At 33.6% G+C, this 21269-nt stretch carries 13 protein-coding genes; 7 read left to right on the top strand and 6 right to left on the bottom strand.

Translation table 11 applies throughout. The features are described from left to right. The first annotated feature begins 24 nt into the window (after positions 1–24). The 4 genes from rpmB (at position 25) to ftsY (ending at position 1820) form a co-directional block, all read left to right on the top strand. Positions 25–261, top strand: coding sequence for a 50S ribosomal protein L28 (gene rpmB / locus EAH81_RS07585; RefSeq protein WP_007805815.1), 237 nt, complete (start codon positions 25–27; stop codon positions 259–261). 27 nt (positions 262–288) lie between these two features. After that, positions 289–471: a 50S ribosomal protein L33 gene (gene rpmG, locus EAH81_RS07580; protein ID WP_008253902.1), complete on the top strand. Its 183-nt coding sequence runs from the start codon at positions 289–291 to the stop codon at positions 469–471. Between the two features lie 75 nt (positions 472–546). Continuing rightward, positions 547–699 carry a DUF4295 domain-containing protein gene (locus EAH81_RS07575; RefSeq protein ID WP_121329246.1) on the top strand — a complete coding sequence of 51 codons (153 nt, stop codon included), beginning with the start codon at positions 547–549 and terminating at the stop codon, positions 697–699. A 167-nt stretch (positions 700–866) separates the two neighbouring features. Next, complete coding sequence (ftsY, locus tag EAH81_RS07570) at positions 867–1820, top strand: signal recognition particle-docking protein FtsY (protein ID WP_140505518.1); 954 nt, start codon at positions 867–869, stop codon at positions 1818–1820. A gap of 559 nt (positions 1821–2379) precedes the next feature. Here ftsY and EAH81_RS07565 read toward each other — a convergent pair. Beyond that, the gene (locus tag EAH81_RS07565; RefSeq protein ID WP_140505516.1) at positions 2380–3444 is read right to left on the bottom strand and encodes a serine hydrolase domain-containing protein; all 1065 of its coding nucleotides are present in this window, start codon (positions 3442–3444) and stop codon (positions 2380–2382) included. 261 nt (positions 3445–3705) lie between these two features. On the opposite strand from EAH81_RS07565, the gene EAH81_RS07560 reads away from it, so the two are divergent. Together EAH81_RS07560 and EAH81_RS07555 are read left to right on the top strand one after the other, a co-directional pair. After that, entirely contained in the window at positions 3706–4146 is a 441-nt protein-coding gene (locus tag EAH81_RS07560; RefSeq protein WP_140505514.1) for a lipocalin family protein, read from the top strand. Beyond that, a complete protein-coding gene (locus EAH81_RS07555) occupies positions 4127–4423 on the top strand; it encodes a DUF721 domain-containing protein (protein WP_140505512.1) in 297 nt (98 codons plus the stop codon). The genes EAH81_RS07560 and EAH81_RS07555 overlap by 20 nt, the downstream gene beginning before the upstream one ends. Positions 4424–4554: 131 nt before the next feature. Here the strand turns inward: EAH81_RS07555 and EAH81_RS07550 are convergent, their stop codons facing one another. The 3 genes from EAH81_RS07550 to bshC all read right to left on the bottom strand — a co-directional run bounded on the left by EAH81_RS07550 (position 4555) and on the right by bshC (position 8290). Next, positions 4555–4974 (bottom strand): nucleoside-diphosphate kinase, encoded by a 420-nt coding sequence (locus EAH81_RS07550; protein ID WP_035625955.1) that lies wholly within the window; start codon positions 4972–4974, stop codon positions 4555–4557. Between the two features lie 246 nt (positions 4975–5220). Then, positions 5221–6492: an acyltransferase family protein gene (locus EAH81_RS07545; protein WP_140505510.1), complete on the bottom strand. Its 1272-nt coding sequence runs from the start codon at positions 6490–6492 to the stop codon at positions 5221–5223. A 208-nt stretch (positions 6493–6700) separates the two neighbouring features. Next, positions 6701–8290 (bottom strand): bacillithiol biosynthesis cysteine-adding enzyme BshC, encoded by a 1590-nt coding sequence (gene bshC / locus EAH81_RS07540; RefSeq protein ID WP_140505508.1) that lies wholly within the window; start codon positions 8288–8290, stop codon positions 6701–6703. A gap of 270 nt (positions 8291–8560) precedes the next feature. Between bshC and EAH81_RS07535 the strand changes: the two genes are divergently transcribed. Next, on the top strand, positions 8561–9838 hold the full coding sequence (locus EAH81_RS07535) for an MFS transporter (protein WP_140505506.1): 1278 nt from the start codon (positions 8561–8563) through the stop codon (positions 9836–9838). 152 nt (positions 9839–9990) lie between these two features. Here the strand turns inward: EAH81_RS07535 and EAH81_RS07530 are convergent, their stop codons facing one another. Further along, on the bottom strand, positions 9991–14034 hold the full coding sequence (locus EAH81_RS07530) for a T9SS type B sorting domain-containing protein (RefSeq protein WP_140505503.1): 4044 nt from the start codon (positions 14032–14034) through the stop codon (positions 9991–9993). A 140-nt stretch (positions 14035–14174) separates the two neighbouring features. Continuing rightward, the gene (locus EAH81_RS07525; RefSeq protein WP_161595794.1) at positions 14175–21239 is read right to left on the bottom strand and encodes a T9SS type B sorting domain-containing protein; all 7065 of its coding nucleotides are present in this window, start codon (positions 21237–21239) and stop codon (positions 14175–14177) included. Between the last annotated feature and the right edge of the window lie 30 nt (positions 21240–21269).

Below are 21269 nucleotides of genomic sequence, written 5' to 3'. Positions count from 1 at the left end.
GAATAACGATAAAAGATAAGTATAATGTCAAGAGTTTGTGACCTTACAGGTAAAAGAGCGATGGTAGGAAATAACGTTTCTCACGCTATGAACAAAACTAAGAGAAAATTTTCTGTAAACTTAGTTAAAAAGCGTTTTTATCTTCCAGAAGAAGATAGATGGATTACTCTTAGAGTAGCAGCATCTACGATAAAAACAATTAATAAAAATGGAATTTCTGCTGTTTTGAAAAAAGCGCAGTCAGAAGGATTTATCAAATAATCTTTTCCTAAATAAATATATAGCAAGATGGCAAAGAAAGGTAATAGAATCCAGGTAATTTTAGAATGTACTGAGCACAAAACTTCAGGTGTTCCAGGTACTTCTAGATATATAACAACTAAGAACAAGAAAAACACTCCGGATAGATTAGAGATTAAGAAATTTAATCCAATCTTGAAACGTGTAACTGTTCATAAAGAAATTAAGTAATAATTAGAGATTTTTATAAGTCTCAATGGTTTTGCCATTTGAGTTTTATAAAAACTTTCAAATAACATTTGAATCATGGCAAAGAAAACCGTAGCATCGTTACAAACATCTTCTAAGAGATTATCAAAAGCCATCAAAATGGTGAAATCTCCTAAAACTGGCGCATATACATTCGTAGAATCTATTATGTCTCCTGAAGAAGTTGATGAATTCTTGAAAAAGAAATAATTACAATCACATTATATAGAAAAGCTACTTTCATTCGGAAGTAGCTTTTTTATTTTTTATATTTGTCTAAACTTTAAAGAAGCATACGTAATTTTAGGTTTCTTTAAATATTAAGGATTATTTTGATTGTAAAATCGAATAATCTAAAAACTAACAATCTATAAAAAATGAGTTTTTTTAAAAAATTATTCTCTACTGATAAAAAAGAGACTTTAGATAAAGGTCTTGAAAAATCAAAAACTACTTTTTTCTCAAAGTTAAGTAAAGCCGTTGCCGGAAAATCTAAAGTCGATGACGATGTTCTGGATGACCTGGAAGAAATTCTGGTTGCTTCAGATGTTGGTGTTGACACAACTTTGAAAATAATCTCAAGAATCGAAAAACGCGTTGCTGAAGATAAATATTTAGGAACAGAAGAATTGAATCAAATTCTACGGGAAGAAATAGGGGCTTTATTGTCTGAAACTAATACAGGCGAAGCAACTGAATTTGACATTCCGAAAGATAAAAAACCATACGTTTTAATGGTAGTTGGTGTCAATGGAGTTGGTAAAACAACTACTATTGGTAAATTGGCTTATCAGTTTAAAAAAGCGGGTTATAATGTGGTTTTAGGTGCTGCCGATACTTTTCGTGCTGCTGCTATCGATCAATTGCAAGTTTGGGCAGATCGTGTAGGTGTGCCAATTGTAAGACAAAATATGGGTAGTGATCCTGCTTCTGTTGCGTTTGATACCTTACAATCAGCGGTTGCACAAAATGCAGACATTGTTATTATAGATACTGCAGGACGTTTGCACAATAAAATCAATTTGATGAATGAACTTACTAAAGTAAAACGTGTGATGCAAAAAGTCGTTGCTGACGCTCCACATGATGTGCTTTTAGTTTTGGATGGTTCTACTGGTCAAAATGCTTTTGAGCAAGCGAAACAGTTTACTGCCGCTACTGAAGTGACTTCTCTTGCGGTAACCAAATTAGACGGAACTGCAAAAGGTGGTGTTGTAATTGGTATTTCAGATCAATTTCAAATTCCTGTGAAGTATATTGGAATTGGCGAAGGAATTGAAGATTTACAGGTCTTTAATAAATATGAATTTGTAGATAGTTTTTTTAAATAATCCTTTAAGATAATTTCAATGAGTTTTTCTTCTTTAAAAAATATAACTCCTGTTAGTTTTTATTTCGCAAGCGTTATATGTTTTGTTTTAGCGAATGTGCTAAAAGACAAAAGTATTTCTTTTTATTATATTTTATTGGTTGTAGGATTGGTTCTCTTTTTTATGGGAATGTTAAAGAGGTTGCGAACAAAATAGAAGTCTGTTTTTTAAAAAAAAATAACTCATATAATTTTAATTATATGAGTTATTTTTTTTAGGTTCCATTTTGTTGCATCTGAAAAAACGACGAGATAAGCTCGTGCAGAAATTATTGTGTTTACATCAGTGGAAAAATCCTCCCATATTTGAGATCTTTTTTCTTTAGGTCTTAATAAAGTATTAGTGTAACCGTTACTTTTTCCTTTTATAAAAAAGTTTTTTCCACTTGCGGGTTTGTCAAAAGCATTTTCACAATACCATTCAAATCGAATAGCTTTAATGTTTTTTTTACTTATATTTTTATCGTGTAATTCTTGTAGAAATCTTTTTTATTAAAGAAAAGCCTATTTCCTAGTTCGGTCTATTGATACAAAGCGCTAATTTTTCCCCACAGAGTTTCATCAAAATCAGATAGCGCTAAGTTGACATCATCCGCGGCATCACCCATTCTGATGATGACCATATTTTTACTTGGAACGACATAGATTTTCTGATCATTTTTCCCCAGAGCCATAAACATATCATTTGGGGCTGTTGGAATTATGCTTCCTGAAAAAGTAAGTTGTGATTGTGGCAAATGATAAGAGGCTTTTCCGTTTAGCCACCATAAATAACCATATCCTAAATTAATGTTTTGTGAAGTAGTTGTTGCTTCGTTAAAATAGGCTTCATTTAAAATTTGGTTGTTTTCCCATTTTCCTTTATTGAGCATTAAAAGTCCAAATCTTGCTATACTTCTGGATGTGCTGGTGTAAACGCTGTTAACGCCAAGTTGAACCCAGTTTCCATCCATACCAATTTTATCTCTTAACTTAATGTTGAAATAGTTTGACCAGGTTTGTCCGCTTGCTTTTGCGACCACATCTTGCAATTTTACATATACATTATGATATGCCCAGCGTTTTCCTGCATCAGCTTTATAGATTAAGCTTGCAGGATCAACATCGTCTGTGCTGTCATCCAGTCCTGAAGTCATTGTAAGTAAGTTTTTGCACGTAATTAGGTTTTCTTGTGCAGGTGTTTCACTTGTCCAGCCAGTTCCTATATATTCTGAAACTTTATTGTTGATGTTTAACAAGTTTTCTTGTTGTGCAATTCCGGTCACGGTTGATGTCAGGGTTTTTCCTGCGCTTGCCCAATACCAGTTGGTGGTTGCTGTATGGCTGTTGAAATAATTCTCCATAACAATTTTACCATCAACTAAAATGATAAAAGATTTGGAATGTTTAAGTTCTAAATAATCTAAAAGTGGTTGAACTGCGGCTTGATTCCATTTTAGATCTGCGATAGATTTTGTTTTCCAAGTATTTCCTGTTAATGGAGGGAAATACATACTTTCTGTAGGATTGGGTGTTGATTCAGTTGGATCTGAACTGCAACCTGCAAATGCAAAGACTGTCAGGATGATACAAATGGCTTTAGTCATGTTTTTTGGTTTTGGTTGATGGTTGGACTAAAAATATATAAAATAGTTTAATTGGTTTTGTAAATTTTTATTTCTTTTGATCTTTATAAGTTTAACTTTGTAGTTCGCAAAAATCTCTTTTGAAAACTGGAGCCTTAGCCCTGATGGGAGCGGTATCCTTTTATGGCGGGGTTCGTCGTAAAAGATATAGCGGACAGCAGGAAATAGCTCCTGATTTCTAACTTAACACTGATTGAATAATTGAATTTTAATATAATAACTATGAAAAACACTTTTATGATTTTGGTTTTGTCGCTCTTGTTTGTGGGCTGCAAACAGGAAATTAAACCAACGGATATCGCAAAACTTAATGGGTATTGGGAAATCGAAAAAGTGGTTTTTGATAAGGGTGAACAAAAGGATTATGGAATCAATGAAAGTTTTGATTATTTTGATATTAAAAATAATAAAGGAATTCGAAAGAAAGTAATGCCTCAGTTTGATGGAACTTTTTTGACAAGTGATTCTTTTGAAAATGTTTCGGTTCGTTTTAAAGATAGTCAGGTATTTCTGGATTATAAAACGGATTATGCAAAATGGAGTGAGGAGTTGATTTCGATTTCGGATAAGGAATTGATTGTTAAGAATCAGGAGAAAAAAGAATATCATTATAAAAAAGCGGGACCAATAAATTTATTAAACGATGGCAAAAAGACTAAATAATCAAAGTACGATTGGGGCTGTTTTGCAACAGATTATCCAGGTGAATAAATTAGGACCCGGAATGGATCAGATTGATGTAAAAGAGGCGTGGAGACAATTGATGGGGAATGGTGTGAACACGTATACTAAAAATGTTGTCTTGAAAGGCGGTACTTTGTATGTTGAACTTGGATCAGCTGTTTTAAGGGAAGAATTAAGTCACGGAAAATCTAAAATCATTAAAATGATTAATGAGGAATTAGGACGTGAAGTCGTGACAGATGTGGTTTTGAGATAGTTTTCAGTTTCAGTTTCAGTTTTCAGTCTGTTATAAAGTATAAAAAACCTGTTTCAAATTTGAAACAGGTTTTTTTATGTTGTAAACTGTCACTGATAACTGTCACTGATAACTGTGACTGAAAACTGATATTAGAATTGCTCTCTTCCAGCAAAATGAAATGCACCTTCGATAGCTGCGTTTTCGTCGCTATCAGAACCGTGAACTGCATTTTCTCCAATAGAAGTTGCATATGCTTTACGAATAGTTCCTTCAGCAGCTTCAGCTGGATTTGTAGCTCCAATTAAAGTTCTGAAATCTTCTACTGCGTTGTCTTTTTCTAAAATTGCAGCAACAATTGGTCCGCGAGACATGAATTCAACTAATTCTCCGTAGAAAGGTCTTGCAGCGTGAACAGCATAAAATGCCTGAGCATCAGCTACAGTTAATTGAGTTAATTTTAATGAAACGATTTTGAAACCTCCATTAGTAATCATTGCTAAGATATTACCGATGTGTCCGTTTTGAACTGCATCTGGCTTAATCATTGTAAAAGTTCTATTTGTTGCCATTTTATTGCTTATTTTTAATTTTGTGCAAAAGTATACTTTTTTTATGAATTGATTTTAATAAATTCATAATTTAAACGATAGAAAATCTCTTTTAGTGAAGGATAATCTAAAATATTTCCACCATATAAGTAATATAAGTTCATTTAATAAATATTGGCTAAATAAAAAAAGACGCACTGCTGTGCGTCTCTACTATATGCTGTGCGTCTCTACTTATAATGTTTTATATCACTTATATGAAAAATTCTAAACTTTGAAAATGAGTTTGTTTTTATAGAAAGTCCATAAAATGAACGACCAAATTCCAACATAAACCAAAGCTCCAGCTAATGAAGCCATCGTTGGATCGTTGAAAAATGGCGCAATTCCAAAATGATATAAATAATTTAAAAGATTGATTTGAGTTTCAGGATTTTCAGGATTTTTTAGCTGAACCATTACTAGGGCTTGCGGGATAATCTGAGAAAAGAAAAATACAATCATTGGATTTACTCCCCAGATTAAAAACAATTTGAATCCTTTTTTATAATCAGCAATATCAATTACATAATATAATATTGATAAAACTGTAGCTGCCAATCCGGTTGTGTATAAAACATAGCTGCTTGTCCAAAGCGATTTGTTTATTGGGAAAACGATATTCCATATTAAACCGGCAATAATTAGTGCAACACCGGCAATGGCAATTTTTGATGCTTTTTTAGTTTTGGTTATTTCGCGTTGCAATATCTGACCAATTAATAAACCAATGATTCCGTTTACAATTGAAGGAAATGTACTTAAAATTCCTTCCGGATCCCAAGTTATAGTTTCGCGATACATATGTCCTTTTAGTAAAACGCTGTCTAACCAAGAGGCTAAATTTGTTCCTTTTTCCAGATTTGCTTCGCCAATTCCCGGAACAGGAATTAAAGTCATTATTGCCCAATACCCCAATAAAAGAATTACTCCGGTAATGATTTGTGTTTTTTTGCTTGTTTTTAAATACAACAGAGAAACTACAAAATAAACGATTCCAATTCGTTGTAAAACGCCAGGTAAGCGGACACTTTGATACGCTTCAATACCGCTATAAGCTAAAAACAGGTAAATAAAGAGAATTGAAAATGCCAGAATGTTTTTGACTTTCGAACTAAAATTGCCCATTAAGGCATAACCAACGGCAACTGTAATGATTAAACGGCCAATGAGAAGTGGAATTCCATCAAGTCCAAAAAGCTGTATTTTGGCAAAATAGTTAAAGAAAATTCCAAGACAGAACATTCGTAATGAGCGAACAAGAATTTTATTAAAAGTTGTGTCATCCCAAGTTTTTGTTGGCATTGCCAGAGGGACTGCAACTCCCATAATAAAAATAAAAAACGGAAAAACTAAGTCGGTTGGCGTACAGCCATGCCATTCAGAATGTAATAAAGGTGCGTAAACATGTCCCCAATCTCCGGGATTGTTTACAATAGTCATTAATAAAATCGTTAATCCTCTAAAGACATCCAAGGATATCAAGCGCTCTCTGGTCATAATTTTGGTAAATAGGTTAATTTTTGTTTTTAAAAGTTACTATTTGGTTTAGAGAGGCAATAATCTTAGAAGAGGTGGTTATTTGTTTCTGAGAATTATTACTTATTTTTTTTGCCACGAATTACACGAATTTTCACAAATTTCTATTCACAAAAGCAAAAATAATTCGTGTAAATTCGTGTAATTCGTGGCAAAATTTTAATCATTTTTATATTGTTATGATATTAAAATTCATTTCTAATGGTTTTAATTTTTGGATTAAAAGCGGAATTAATTGTTCACCTTTTTCTAAATAAAATTCAGAAAAATTAGTTTGGCGTTCCTGTAAACTATGACTTGGAAATAATTCGAATTGTAAATCTACTACACGTTGTAATTCGTTATCCAGTTTTCGTTTTTGTGCTTTTAGTAAACGCTTTTCAAGGTTTTCTAAACCCTTTTTTTGTTTAACTTCTTGTGCTTTTACAGCTCCGGTAAATGACTTGTCCGTTTGTTGCGCCAGTTCGTAAAGATATTCAAATTGTTTTTCCAATGTTTCTTTTTGAGGTGTTAAATCAATTGGAAAAGCGGATAATTTGTGTGTAATCGCATTTATTAAGTCGGCAGGTTTTGTGAATAAATCAGCCCAGCTTAAACCCAATTTATCTGCTTTTTTGGCTTGTTTTTCGGTATTTAAAAGTACAGAATTACGAACCAAAAGTATCGGAAATGTAATATTTACGGCATTAAAGAAAGATTTTAATTCTAACCAATAGGCAATTTCTCCGCCTCCGCCAATGTAGCACAGGTTTGGTAGAATAATTTCCTGATATAACGGACGCATAATCACATTTGGGCTAAATTTCTCTGGATTATTATCTAATAGTTTTAGAATTTCTTCTTTCGAAAATGAAATCTTAGTATTGTTTACAAAATATCTATCGTTCTCAAAAATGATTCTTTCTCTTAAATCATCTTCGATATAAAACAAATTGATTTCACGAGGGTTTACCTGAACAGTATAATCTTTAAAATTTGAGATTGTCTCCTGAACTGCTTTAAATGATGTTTGTTGCTCCAATTCTTCTTTAATGTACGGAATAAAAGCACGTTTTAAACTGGCATTATCGGCATCCAGAATAACTAAACCATAATTTGCAAATAAACTATTGGCTAAAAAGCGTGTAGCATCGGCAAGATTTTCATGTTTCAAATAAGCTTCTTCAAACAGTTTTTTAAGGACATTGGCATTTGTGCTTGATCCTAATTCCAAAGAATATATTTCAAGAAATTCGTCCAGACCTTCAGTAGAAAGTCTCCCGACCGGGCCTGTACTTTCTTTGTTCCAGCGGAATTTTTTTCCTTTAAAATTGAAATAATTAATCTCTTCAAAATCATGATCTTCTGTAGCCATCCAATAAATGGGAACAAAATTGTTGGAAGGATATTTTAGTTTTAATTCTTTTGTAAGATTAATTGTGGAAATGATTTTATATAGGAAATACAGCGGACCACTAAATAAATTTAATTGATGTCCGGTTGTAATTGTAAATGTATTTGAAAGTGCTAAAAGCTCAATATTTTGTTTTGTCGAATCTGAAATCTCGATGTTTTGATATTGCTTTTTTAGGGTTTCAACCAACGGAATTCGGTTTGCATTATCGAAGTTGGCTTGTTTTTCTGTGATTTGTTTTTCGAAATTTTCCGAAGTTGGAAAATGATTGTACAGCGGCTTTAATTCTGGTTTTTGATCTAAATAATCTTGTATTAACTTAGAGAAATATCCTGAAGTTTGATAGCTGATACAGTCGGTTGGCATAATTTTAAATTTATTTTTGATAGCTGTAAATTTAATGAAAATATGTACTTAAAAACGGTTTTAACGATTGCTTGTGATTTGATTTTTGATTTTTTAATTAAAAATCTTGTAATCAGCTTTTTAAATTTTGGGTTCAACGATAATCTTCGAAATTAATAGTTCAGTAAATTTGTTAAAAAAGAGCGCTTGTTCTGAAACTTATTCTTCTAAATATGAATTATTAACAATGAAATTATATTTTTGCAAGAAAAAAAAGTATATCTATCTTACATGAAAAATAATCCTAATAAGGAAAACTCCTTGCGACATGTTCTTTTTGGCTCTTTAATTGGTACCACAATTGAATTTTTTGATTTCTATATTTATGCCAATGCAGCCGTATTGGTTTTTCCACAACTATTTTTTCCGGGTGCTAATAGTACTGTTTCTACTCTGGAATCGTTGGCTACTTTTTCGATAGCCTTTTTGGCCAGACCTTTAGGATCTGCTGTTTTTGGGCATTATGGAGATAAAATTGGACGTAAGGTCACTTTGGTAGTAGCGTTATTAACAATGGGATTATCAACGATCGCAATTGGTTTTTTACCTGGTTATGCAAGTATCGGAATTGCTGCCCCCATTTTATTGATGTTCTGTAGATTTGGTCAGGGTGTCGGTTTAGGAGGAGAGTGGGGCGGAGCTGTTTTATTGGCAATTGAAAATGCGCCTCCACATAAACGCGCATGGTACGGAATGTTTCCTCAATTGGGAGCGCCAATAGGGTTATTGCTTTCTGGTGGAACTTTTTTGATTTTAACTGACAGTATGAGCAGCGAAGCTTTTATGGATTATGGTTGGAGAATTCCATTTATAGCAAGTTCTCTTTTAGTAATTGTTGGATTTTATATTCGTCTAAAAATTAGTGAAACTCCAGCATTCGAAAATTCTAAAAAAGAACAAAAGGAAGTTAAAATTCCATTTTTCACCTTGCTAAAATCATATAAGAATCAATTGATTTTTGGAACTTTATCTGCCGTTACAACCTTTTTGGTTTTTTATTTAATGACCGTTTTTACACTTAGTTGGGCTACATCTGATTTAGGATTTACCAAAAGAGATGCTTTGTTGATCCAATTGCTTTCGGTATTGTTTTTTGCTTTTTTTATTCCGGTTTCGGCTTTGGTCGCGGATAAAATTGGACGTCGCAAAATATTAATTATTACAACGGCTGCAATCGCTGTTTTTGGATTTTTCTTTTCCTACTTTCTAAATTCAGGAAATGCGACATTAGTAACAGCTTTTGTTTGTATCGGAATGTCTTTGATGGGGTTTACTTATGGACCTTTAGGGACTTTTTTATCGGAGTTGTTTCCTACTACCGTTCGTTATTCCGGTGCCTCTTTGACTTTTAATTTGGCAGGAATACTTGGTGCAGCATTTGCTCCAATGATTGCCATTTGGCTGGCAAGTACCTATGGTTTAAATTATGTAGGTTTTTACCTGACTGCGGCGGCATTAGTATCTTTAGTTTCATTTTTAGTAATTTCTAAGAAAGTGCATCAGTTTTAGTTTTTTAACTGGAAAGTCCGCAATGATTTTATATTATCATTAGAAAACACAAAGTTCGCAAAGCAGTTTCAATACAACGCTTTGCGAACTTTGTGTTTTTGTAAGAGCTTGCAGATAAAAATACTTTGCGAACTTTGCGGTAAAATTAATCTTTATCGTTTTAAACTAAAATGTCCTCTAAATTCGGTGCCATTTAATCTTGTTACTGTAAACCAATAATCCGACGCTGGTTGCTCCTGGCCAAGATAATTTCCGTCCCAAGTTCCGTTATTAAATAATTCTTTGATGAATTTTCCGTAACGATCAAATATTTTGATTCCTGTATTAGGTGCTAAATAGGCGAAATCAATAGTCCAGTAATCATTAAAAGTATCATTGTTTGGAGTAAAGAATTTTGGATATGGAAGCTCATCAACAAAATTAATACACTCAACAGTGGTAGCTTCAAGAACTTTTATGGTTACCGCAATTCTGCCACTTTCGCAATTATTAAGAGTTTGCGTCGCATAATAAGTAACCCCGTTTTGAAGCAAAGTTGATTCTGATAAAGTTGTATTGGAAGAGATAGTTTCAAACCATTTTATATTTTCTCCTTTAATCCCTATGTCACTTATTTTAGCATTTTTTTGAATGCAGAATGTTTGGGGAGAATTCGCAATTGGATTTTGGGTATCTTGGATTTTTATGGTAATTGCAATTCGTTTGCTTTCACAGCCGTTTAGTGTTTGTGTTGCATAATATATTTGATTTTGAAGCAGAGTTGTTTCTGTTAAAACATTTCCAGCTATTACGGCATCATACCAAATGATCGCTGTTCCCTGAATATTAATATCAGCAATTGTAGCATTTTGATCGATACAGAAAGATTGTTCTGCTTTTGCATTTGGTAAATTAGTATCATTGACTTTTACCAAAATAGGAGTTCTGTCACTTTCGCATCCTGTAGTTTGCGAAACATAATAAGTGATATTGTTTTCTAGCAAAGTAGTATTTGGTAAAGTACTGGCTGCAATGTTTGAACTGTACCATTTCAAATTTTGTCCGTCAGTTTGAATATCGTTTAAAGTAGCATTTTCATTTTTGCAAAATGCACGATGATTAAGTTCAAGCGGAGCAAGAGGAGTATTTTTCACGGAAACAGTGATCGCAAATCTTTGACTTTCACAACTGTTTAAGGTTTGCGAAGCATAATATGTTTTTCCGTCTTGAAGATTTGTTGTAGTTGACAAAAGTGTACCATTTGAAGCAGCATCATACCATTTTATAAGATCTCCGGTTACCATAATATCAGCGATCGTTGGATTTTGTCCGGAACAAAAAGGTTGATTTGCATCTCCTGTTGGAGGCAAAGTATTTTGAATTTTTGAAACTACAGCAAATCTTTCGCTTTCACAGCCATTAATTGTTTGTGTGGCATAATACGTTACATCATTTTGAAGTAGAGTTGTGTTTGCTAAAAGTATTCCTGCAGTTGCAGCATCATACCATTTTATGTTTTGCCCTGTGATACTAATATTATCTAAAGTAGCATTTTGAATACTACAGAAAGTTTGTGGAGAATTAGCAGTCGGTAGCGGTTGATTTGTAATAGTAACAGTTTGGTTTTGAGTCGAAATGTTTCCGTTTCCATCATTATAATTCCACACAATAGTATAAGTTCCAGGCAAACTATATGATAATGGATTTGTTGTTGTTCCTGTAATCGCTCCAGCGCAAGCATCTGTAGCTGTTGGAGTTGTATTTATTATTGTGTGACAATCTCCATTTATTGTTGGAAGAGTTGCCAAATCAGGAATTGGTTTTTCTATATCACCTATAACAACAGTAATTTTTTTGGTATCGTCACAACCTCCAGTTCCGGTAATTGAGCAACTATATTCACCACTGTTAATAGCTGTTGCATTTGTAATTGTTGGGTTTTGATCTGTCGATGTAAAACCGTTTGGCCCAGTCCAGGAATAATTGGTTCCACCTGAAGCTTTTAGTTCTAGAGTTTTGCCGATGCAAACAGGGGAGTTGCTCGTTATAATTGTTGTTGAGTTACAATCTTTAAATTTGACTAAGAAAGCATCTCCAGTATTATTAATATCCGGGTATAGATTTGGTTGGTATGTTCCTGTTGTTGCAATAGCAGTTTTGCTATTGGTAGTTCCTGCGAGATAAATATTAGAATTATCATCAACTTCAGTTATTAAAGCATTATCGGCACCTTCTCCTCCAAAATAAGTTGCCCATTCTCTTTGCCCATTACTATTGAATTTAACTAAATATGAATCTGTTCCGGTATTTCTAATTTCCAGATATGCATTTGGTGTAGGAAGAAAACCATTTTCTGCTCGTCCTGTAAAGTATAGATTACCATCTTTGGAAACGGATCCACCTAATGTTTCAGGGAAAAAATAAGTTCCCCAAATTTTAAATCCATTTGTATCAAATTTGAATATACAACCACTATTAGAGGTTATATTGTTTTGAATGTAGTTTTCTTGAAAAACACCCGCGGTACTAATATTTGAGGTACTATTTGTTTGCCCAAAACAATAAATACTGCCATTTGAGTCTATACCCATGTTGAAAAAGTAGTCATTATTATTGCCTCCAAAATAAGTTCCCCATATTCTACTTCCATTAGGTGTGAATTTTACCAAAAAACTATCGTCATTTGTATTTGTTTCTTGATAAGAATTCGCCGTTGAAATGTTTTCACTACTACTTGCTATACCTAAGAAAATAATATTCCCAGTTGAATCAAATTTTGAGTCAAAAATAGCATCCGCTTTACTACCACCATAATATGTTCCCCAAACTCGGATACCATTTTTATCTAATTTTGCAATGAATCCATCTTGAGAAGAATCAGGTGAATTTCCTGAATTTGATTGATGTGAACCTAATGTTGAAATACTCTCATTACTAAAGGTTGCACCAGAAATATAAATGTTTTCATTGTTATCAATTAAAAGACTATTTAAATAATCATTATCTAAACCACCGTAATAGGTTCCCCATTGTCGAACACCATTAGTATCAAATTTAGCTACAAAACCATCATAATAATCACTTTTAATAGGTTGGTGAGTTCCTAATGTGGATATATTGTTTGTACTTATACTTTTACCTACAATATATACATTATCATTGTTTGAAACTTTAATTTGCGTAATATCATCATCAGTACTACCCCCGTAATAAGTTCCCCAAACTCTTGTGCCATCTGAATTGAGTTTAGCAAAAAAAGAATTATTGCCACCAACTGAAGCATGGCTCGTTTGATGAGACCCAGAAGAAGCAATGTTATTTATACTATAAGTTATTCCCGCCATATATACAAAATCATCTTTTGTAAAAATTGAAGTTGCAATATCATCTTTTTCTCCTCCATAATAAGTCCCCCACAATCTATTTGGTACAGGGTCAATAATTACAGTTTTTCCAGAAACAGTTTCTAAACTACTAAACCCATAAACATTCTTTTTAATCTTAGTATATCCAATAGCAATTTCCTTTTTATTATTTCCTTCTTCAATCCAACTCGCTGGAAGTGTTTCTTCCATTTTTCCAAAGCGAACATTCATCTGGATTTTATTATCAACTAAATCAGTTTCTGCACCAGTAAATTTTAATTGAATGTCTGAGATTTTTCCTTTTGGATGAATAACAAAATTGTATTCGACAGTTTTTTGAGGATCATTTGGAATAGAAAAAACAACATCAATATTAGGATAGATATTTTTGTATGTAATTTGTTTGTATTGATAAACACCAATGATTCCTTCTGGTTTATTTGGAATATTGTAGTAGTTATCAAAGTCTTTTGATTTCTGATCCGTAATTAATTCAACTTTAGAACTTGAATTTACAAAGTCAATGTCTATTCGATGAAAAATATATTCTAAATTATATTCGGGTTTGGTTTCTTTCTCTTTCTCCGGAATCTGAATAGGAACTTTTTTTGTTGTTTCTGAACGAACGATTGGAGTTTTCTTCACTTCATAAACATCATAAGAAAAACCATTTTTTCTAAGCTGCACATTCAGTCCACTAGAATTTAATAGATATTTTACAGCCGAATTCTGTTTTCCTTTTTGGTCGATTATTTGCCCTTTATTCTCTTTAAATCCAATAGACTGGTTTTTATTTTGAGAAAACAATTGAATGGTAATTATAAAAAAAAATAAAAGTAATGTATGTTTCATTTGATTGATTTGGACTTGCGGCAAATGTAATTAAATATCTACAAAAGACAATTTAAAACTCTCCGATCTAGTAAGCAGATTTTGAATCTTTATTAAGAGAATCATAATCTGCTATATTAGAATTTTTGAATTAAATTGTTTTATCGTTTCAAGCTAAAATGCCCTCTATATTCAGTCCCATTTAATCTTGTTACCATAAACCAGTAATCCGATGCTGGTTGTTCCCGATCAAGATAATTTCCGTCCCAGGCTCCGTTATTAAATAATTCTTTGATAAACTTTCCGTAACGATCAAATATTTTAATCCCTGTATTTGGCGCTAAATAGACAAAGTCAATTGTCCAGGTGTCATTATATCCATCATTATTTGGCGTAAAGAATTTAGGATAAGGAAGTTCATCAACAAAATGGATACATTCTGTCGTCGTAGCTCCAAGAATTTTTATTGCAACAGGAATTTTGTCGCCTTCGCAGTTACTAATAGTTTGTGATGCATAATAAATGATTCCGTCTGCAAGTTCAGTTATTTCAGATAACCCGATAGTAGATGAGGCAGTTTCATACCACTTAATGTTTTCTCCTATTATTTTAATGTCCCTAATTCTTGCATTTTTCTGAATACAGAATTGTTGCGGAGAATCAGCATTCGGTATAGAGGTATCTTGTGTTTTTACTGTCACAGTAAATCTTTGGCTTTCGCAGCTATTTATTGTTTGAGTAGCATAATACATTTTGCTTTCTAACAAAGTGGTTTCAGATAAAATGTTTCCGTTTGCTGGTGCATCATACCATTTAAGTGCAGTTCCAGAAATATTCAGATCTTCAATTGTTGCAATTTCATCAATACAAAACTGCTGACTGTTTTTACCTACTGGCATTGCAGTGTCATAAACGCGAACTAGAACTGGCGTTCTATTACTTTCACATCCAATTGTCTGTGAAGCATAATATGTTCTATTGTTTTCTAAAATAGCTGTGTTTGGCAAAGCCGCTGCAGAGTAATTAGTATCGTACCATTTTAGATTTTGACCAGACATTTGAATGCTGGCTAACGATGGATTATCGCTTTTGCAAAAAGAAAGACTACCATTTGCACTTGGAGCAGAAGGTGTATTTACAATTGATACTGTAACTCCCAGTCTAGAACCTTCACAATTATTTTCTGTTTGAGACGCGTAATAGGTTTTTCCATTTTCGAGGTTTGTAGTTTCTACCAATAATGAACCATTGATTAATGCGTTATACCATTTTATTGAAGTTCCCGTAATTTTAATGTTTGCTAAAGTTGGATTTTGTCCTGTACAAAATGACTGATTAGCATCGCCAGAAGGAGCAGGAGTATCTTGAATTTTTATGGACACAGCAATTCTTTCGCTTTCACAACCATTTATAGTTTGCGAAGCGTAATATGTTGTATTGTTTTGAAGCAAAGTTGCATTGGGTAAAAGAGATCCGTTTGTTACTGCGTTATACCATTTTATACTTTGTCCTGTGATAATAATTGAATTTAGTGTCGAAATTTGTTGCATACAGAATGCTTGAGGGCTGGCTAAAACAGGCTTTTGAGTAAAATTTGTAAAAGGAGTTAGGGTAACTGTGGTTGCATTTGAAATACAGCCTTTATTATTTTTTACCTTAATAAAATAGGTTTTTGGGTCAAGATTTGATTTCGTTGCAATTGTAGTCCAGCTAACACCATTATCGAAACTATATTCTGATGCAGCATCGGTAATTGTAATAGCACCTTTAAGATTATTGCAATCGGGCTGGATAGTTGTAAATGCAGGATTGGTCGGATAATCTGTTGGAGGATTAATGATTGTAGATAAGGGAGCAGACTCGCATCCACTGCTGTTTTTAACACGAATCCTATAGGTTCCGGCTATTAAATTTCCTGAATTAGGATTGGCTGAATAATTTTTACCATTGTCAAAACTATATTGATCAGCTGTACTTGTAATTAAAATCGAGCCAAATGGATTGCTGCAAGTAATAGGTTGAGTAACTTTTAAAGTTGGAGTTGCGGGAGCATTTGGCGCTACATTGATGGTTGCTTTATATGCAATAGATGCGCAGCCATTTGTGTACTTTATTCGGATAAAATAACTTCCGGGAGATAAACTGGCAGTATTGCTAGTATTCCAGGTAAGACCATCGTCAAAACTATATAGATTAGCAACCGTAGAAACCATAATGCTGCCTGTAGTCGAATCACAGCCAGTTGGATCATTGACTACAACTTGTGGAGCTTCAGGAATTACTGGTGCAGCTTGTATAGTGACAGGTACCGCAAGAGAAATACAACCCGAATTATATTTAATCATCAAATTATAGGTTCCTGCAGACAGATTAGATTTTTTATTGGATGTCCCATACGTGATTCCGTTATCAAAACTATAAAAATCGGCTACGGTATTAATTGAAATTGATCCTGTAAAATCGGTGCAATTGGGTTGAACTGCTGTAAAGGCAGGAGCTGAAAGCGCTGATAATGGTGAAATCGTAACCGGAGCAGCATCTGAAATACAACCCGCTAAACTTTTAATTTTTATAAAATAAGTACCCGGAGAAAGATCTGTTTTTGTGTTAGAAAAAACGTACGTTAATCCGTTGTCATAGCTATAAGTTGCTGCATTTGTTGTAATGGTAATAGAACCTTTTGATGAGTTGCAACTTGGCTGAGTAGCAGTAAAAGTTGGAGCTGCAATTGTACTGCCAGAACTCAAATTAACAACAGTTGTTGATGATTCGCAACTATAGGAATCTGTTTTGATTTTAATAATATAGGTACCAGCCCCTACATTTATTTTCGTAGGACTTGTTGTCCAACTGTTTCCATCATTGAAACTATAACTTATGGCTGATGTTGTTATAGTGATGCTTCCATCAGTGGCGCCGCAGGAAGAAGGTTGAACTATCTTTACAGCGGGTGCAGCAGGAATTGTGGGAGGAGTATATATATATGTATAACTACCGTAAGAGGTACAGCCCAGAGTGTTTTTTATTACTACATTGTATGAGCCGTCAGCTAAATTTTTCTTTACAGGATTTGTAGTCCAGGTTATTCCTCCATCAAAACTATATTGGTCTGCGGCAGAATTTATTATTATAGTTCCAGTAGGAGTACTACATGTGGGTTGAATAGTAGATACATTTGGTGAGGGAAGGTAATAATTGTTTATGTAGAGATATTGTGAGTTTGATTTACAACCTGTTGCATTTTTAATAAGGACATTATAAGACGAACTTACAGGATTTAATAAAATTGGATTTGTAGTCCAAGTGCTGCCTCCATCAAAACTATAACTGTCTGCAGGAGTAGTAACGGTAATGCTTCCTCCATTTCCGCAGCTGGGTTGTACTACTTTTATATTTGGATTGGGAAGATAATAAGGATTGATTGATATTGATAAACCATAAGATTTACAACCTGCCGCATTTTGTATCATAATGTTGTAATAACCAGAAGTAAGTCCTGAAAGAACTGGATTAGTTGTCCAAGTATTGCCATTATCAAAGCTATAAGAACTTGCAACTGTTGCAATGGTAATACTTCCGTCAATACCACAGGTTGGTTGTATAAATGTAAAATCCGGATTAGGTAAATAATATTGTTGTAGTGTAACGGATGAACTGTAAGGGTTAGACGTGCACCCGGAAGCATTCTTTATTGATAAATAATAATAATTGTTTGGACTTAGATTAGTAAATACAGGATTAGTGCTCCAGGTTTTACCTCCATCTATACTGTATTGTGCTCCAGTTGAAGTAAAGGTTATACTTCCTCCAACTCCACAAGTAGGTTGTGTTGTTTTAAAAGCGGGAACAGGAAGATAAAACTCTTCAAGGAACACCGAGTTTGAGTTAGAAACACATCCTTGAGCATTTTTGATCATTGGGTAATAATATCCTGCTGAAAGATTCGAAAAAAGAGGAGTTGTACTCCAATTTGTCCCGTCAACACTATAAGAGCTGGCAGTAGTATTAATTTTAATACTGCCTTTTGTTCCGCATCCTGGCTGAACGATGGTTAATTTGGGCTGTGCTAACTTCGAGTTATCCAGATAAATATTAATGTTATTTGATATACAATCATCTTTTTTTACTGTTAAATAGTAAGATCCCTGGCTTAAATTATTAAAAATATTACTTGTACTCCAGGTTGTACCATAATCGATACTGTAATAATCTGCAGTTTTGTTGAATGTAATATTGCCAATATTTCCACAACTTGGATTGGTAACTGTATAATCTGGATCAGGAAGCCTTGGGTTATTAATTGAAACACTTACAGAGTTAGAAACACATCCTAAATTGTTTTTTATTGCAATGCCGTAATATACATAAGAATTAAGATTTGATAAAGAAGGAGAAGTTCCCCAAGTATTGCCTCCATCAAAACTATAAAAACTGGCAACTGTATTTATTGTAATGCTGCCCGAGGATGTACAAGTGGGTTGAACAACAGTATAATCAGGTATATCTATATTTGGATTATTTAAATAAACACCAGATGGATAAGAGGTACAGCCAAGCTTATTTTTTATAATTATGCTATAATAACCAGGAGGTAACGATTTAGAATTGAGAGTTGTCCAGGTTGCACCATTGTCAAAACTATAAAAATCGGATAATGAGTTGATAGTGATTTTTCCGTTTACACCACAAGTCGGTTGTTCCTGGGTAAAAATTGGCGAATTCAAGTAAGGCTGATATAAAGAAGCATAATTACCACCACTGATACATCCTGCATTGTTTTTTATTTTTATTTGATAGGTTCCGAAAGGTAAAATTTTAACATTATTACTAGTCCACGTTGCTCCATTATCAAAACTATACGAATCTCCTATTGTAGTAATAGTAATACTGCCATCTGTTCCGCAAACAGGTTGTTCAGTTGTATATTCAGGATAGGAATTTTCAAAATCATTTAAATAGGCATAAGTGTAATTAGAAGTACAGCCTAAAGCATTTTTAATTCCTAAAACATAACTTCCTGCATTTAAATTACTCATTATGTTGTTTGTAACCCATGTAGTTCCTCCATCAAAAGTGTAAAAATCCGAAAGAGTATTGATCGTAATACTTCCTTTTACAGTACATGCAGGTGATTCGATTGTATAAGTTGGCGTTTCTAGTGTATTACTACTGATGAGTACATTGTTTGACGACGAAAGACAGCCTTGTAAATCTTTGGTACGGATTTTATAATTTGCTGGTGAAAGATTGTTAGCAGTAGGATTACTTCCCCAAGTTACACCATCATCAAAGCTATAGTATGCAGCTGGAGTTGTAATGGTAATACTCCCTTTATCTCCGCAAAATAAAGGATTGGTATAACTGTAATTTGGATACAAAGTAGAAGCAGCTGTAATAATTACGCTTTGAGAATAGGACGTACATCCATTTACGGTCTTTATTTTTACTAAATAAGTTCCGGGATATAAATTATTCTTTGTGTCGCTTGTTTGCCAAGTTGCACCATCATCAAAACTATATTGTGATGCCGCAGAAGTTACTTTTATTGTTCCTGTGTCGGCAAAACAAGAGGGTTGCGTAACCTGCAAGGCAGGAGAAACGGCAGTTTGGCTTGGTTCGATAGTAACACTTGCATTGCTGGTGCATCCAAAAGAATCTGTGACAGTAACAGAATAATTTCCTAACGAAGTTACCTTAATGCTTTGCGTAGTTCCTCCAGTATTCCATAAATATGAAGACCCTGGAGAAGAAGTTAATACAGTGCTTCCAGAGCAAACATTTAGGATACCTGTAATATTTGCTGTGGGATTCCTTACCTCTAAATTGGCAGAAATTATTTTGTAGCAAGTTGCATCCCTGCTCACTCTAACAAAAATAGAAGCACTTGAACTTGGATAACTTTTAAAATTGGTGATAGCATTCAAGTTGGATTGTGCCTCGTTGTAATTTTTGAAATAACTAAAATTTAAACCCGCAATAGAAGGAACGATTAAAGAATTTAATGTAGACAAATCAAAATTTTCACTTCCGTCATGGTTTGCATCACATTGGGATATTTTGGCAGTCGTTACATTAATAGTACAACTTGAAGAGCAATTTAAAAAAGAAATATCCCAACCAGGATTTGCGTCAGAATCTGTGGCAGAATTAAATGTGGTTCCCGCGCAAGAAGTTCCGGAAATGTCATAATCTATTTGTACGCCTACATTATAATTAGCACTTGTAATATTTGGAAAATCACTGGTTTTTAATGTAAAACAAAATTTTTTATTTGTTGTGTCTAAGCTTGAGGTAGTTGATGTACTATAAATTGACACATTATTGCTGTTGTAAACATTTAAAGTGATTTTGTTTACTGACGCAGAAATTCCTCCAGAATTAGGAATAGTATAACTGCCGCACACTGAAATAGGTAAAGTTGGACAAACCTTATTCAAAGGATCAAGTTCTATAGAACCTTGCAAGTTTTCTGTGGAATGTAAGATACAAACATCATCAATATACATATACCCGAAATGCCCACCCAATCCACATCTTGAAGCCATAAATTCAACCGTAAATTCTTCATTATTGGGAATTGATGAAATGTCCAATAATCCTGATTGCCAATTGGTAGTATATAAAGTAACAAAATCAGAAGCCTGACTCGGAACCTTGCTGAAAATGCAATTTTTTTCATCTCCTACCAAGCAAAATTCACTGACAACGGTTTTATTTTTATCTAAAATCCGTGCTTTTACAAAAGCTTGATTATCGGTATGACTATTGTCGTACACACTTTGTAATACCGCTTTGTAGTTAAATTTTAGATAATTTTCATTATTTGTTTTAAACCTTTTGCCCTGAACAATAGAACCATAAGTAGAGGAGTTTTCATAATTAATTTTAAGAGCATATTGATCAAATGCTTTAATGTCTCCTATATATGGGTCAATCAAATTGGCAGAAACACCAGTTGCCATAATGTCCATATTATTAGGATCATAGCGATTGATATATGAATCGGCAGTATTGGTAATTGATCGGCATTGCGTTGGTCCGGGAGGATCACCTATTGTGCAAAGAAAATTCTTTAGATAACTGCTCCCGTTTATAGTTTCATATTGCTCAAAACCTCCATTAGTGCATATTTCTACTCCTTGAAGAGTAGCTGCTGTTTTTGAAGTCAAATTTCCAGCCTTTGAATTTAAAATTACTTTTTTTAAATCCAGGATTTCTGCTTTCATTTTTTCTTCCCTAATTTTCAAAAATTGTTT

Origin of the sequence: Flavobacterium pectinovorum, from assembly GCF_006438875.1 — a bacterium.
Taxonomy (GTDB): Bacteria; Bacteroidota; Bacteroidia; order Flavobacteriales; family Flavobacteriaceae; genus Flavobacterium; species Flavobacterium pectinovorum_A.
Note: the sequence above shows the minus strand (reverse complement) of the source record. Positions and strands in the feature narration are given on the sequence as shown.

Bases quoted from the DNA above. Each gene is read 5' to 3' on its own strand.
- bshC (WP_140505508.1), bottom strand. From the start codon at position 8,290: ATGCCAACCGACTGTATCAGCTATCAAACTTCAGGATATTTCTCTAAG.
- EAH81_RS07575 (WP_121329246.1), top strand. From the start codon at position 547: ATGGCAAAGAAAACCGTAGCATCGTTACAAACATCTTCTAAGAGATTA.
- EAH81_RS07535 (WP_140505506.1), top strand. From the start codon at position 8,561: ATGAAAAATAATCCTAATAAGGAAAACTCCTTGCGACATGTTCTTTTT.
- EAH81_RS07530 (WP_140505503.1), bottom strand. From the start codon at position 14,034: ATGAAACATACATTACTTTTATTTTTTTTTATAATTACCATTCAATTG.
- EAH81_RS07525 (WP_161595794.1), bottom strand. From the start codon at position 21,239: ATGAAAGCAGAAATCCTGGATTTAAAAAAAGTAATTTTAAATTCAAAG.
- rpmB (WP_007805815.1), top strand. From the start codon at position 25: ATGTCAAGAGTTTGTGACCTTACAGGTAAAAGAGCGATGGTAGGAAAT.
- rpmG (WP_008253902.1), top strand. From the start codon at position 289: ATGGCAAAGAAAGGTAATAGAATCCAGGTAATTTTAGAATGTACTGAG.
- EAH81_RS07560 (WP_140505514.1), top strand. From the start codon at position 3,706: ATGAAAAACACTTTTATGATTTTGGTTTTGTCGCTCTTGTTTGTGGGC.
- EAH81_RS07545 (WP_140505510.1), bottom strand. From the start codon at position 6,492: ATGACCAGAGAGCGCTTGATATCCTTGGATGTCTTTAGAGGATTAACG.
- EAH81_RS07550 (WP_035625955.1), bottom strand. From the start codon at position 4,974: ATGGCAACAAATAGAACTTTTACAATGATTAAGCCAGATGCAGTTCAA.
- EAH81_RS07555 (WP_140505512.1), top strand. From the start codon at position 4,127: ATGGCAAAAAGACTAAATAATCAAAGTACGATTGGGGCTGTTTTGCAA.
- ftsY (WP_140505518.1), top strand. From the start codon at position 867: ATGAGTTTTTTTAAAAAATTATTCTCTACTGATAAAAAAGAGACTTTA.
- EAH81_RS07565 (WP_140505516.1), bottom strand. From the start codon at position 3,444: ATGACTAAAGCCATTTGTATCATCCTGACAGTCTTTGCATTTGCAGGT.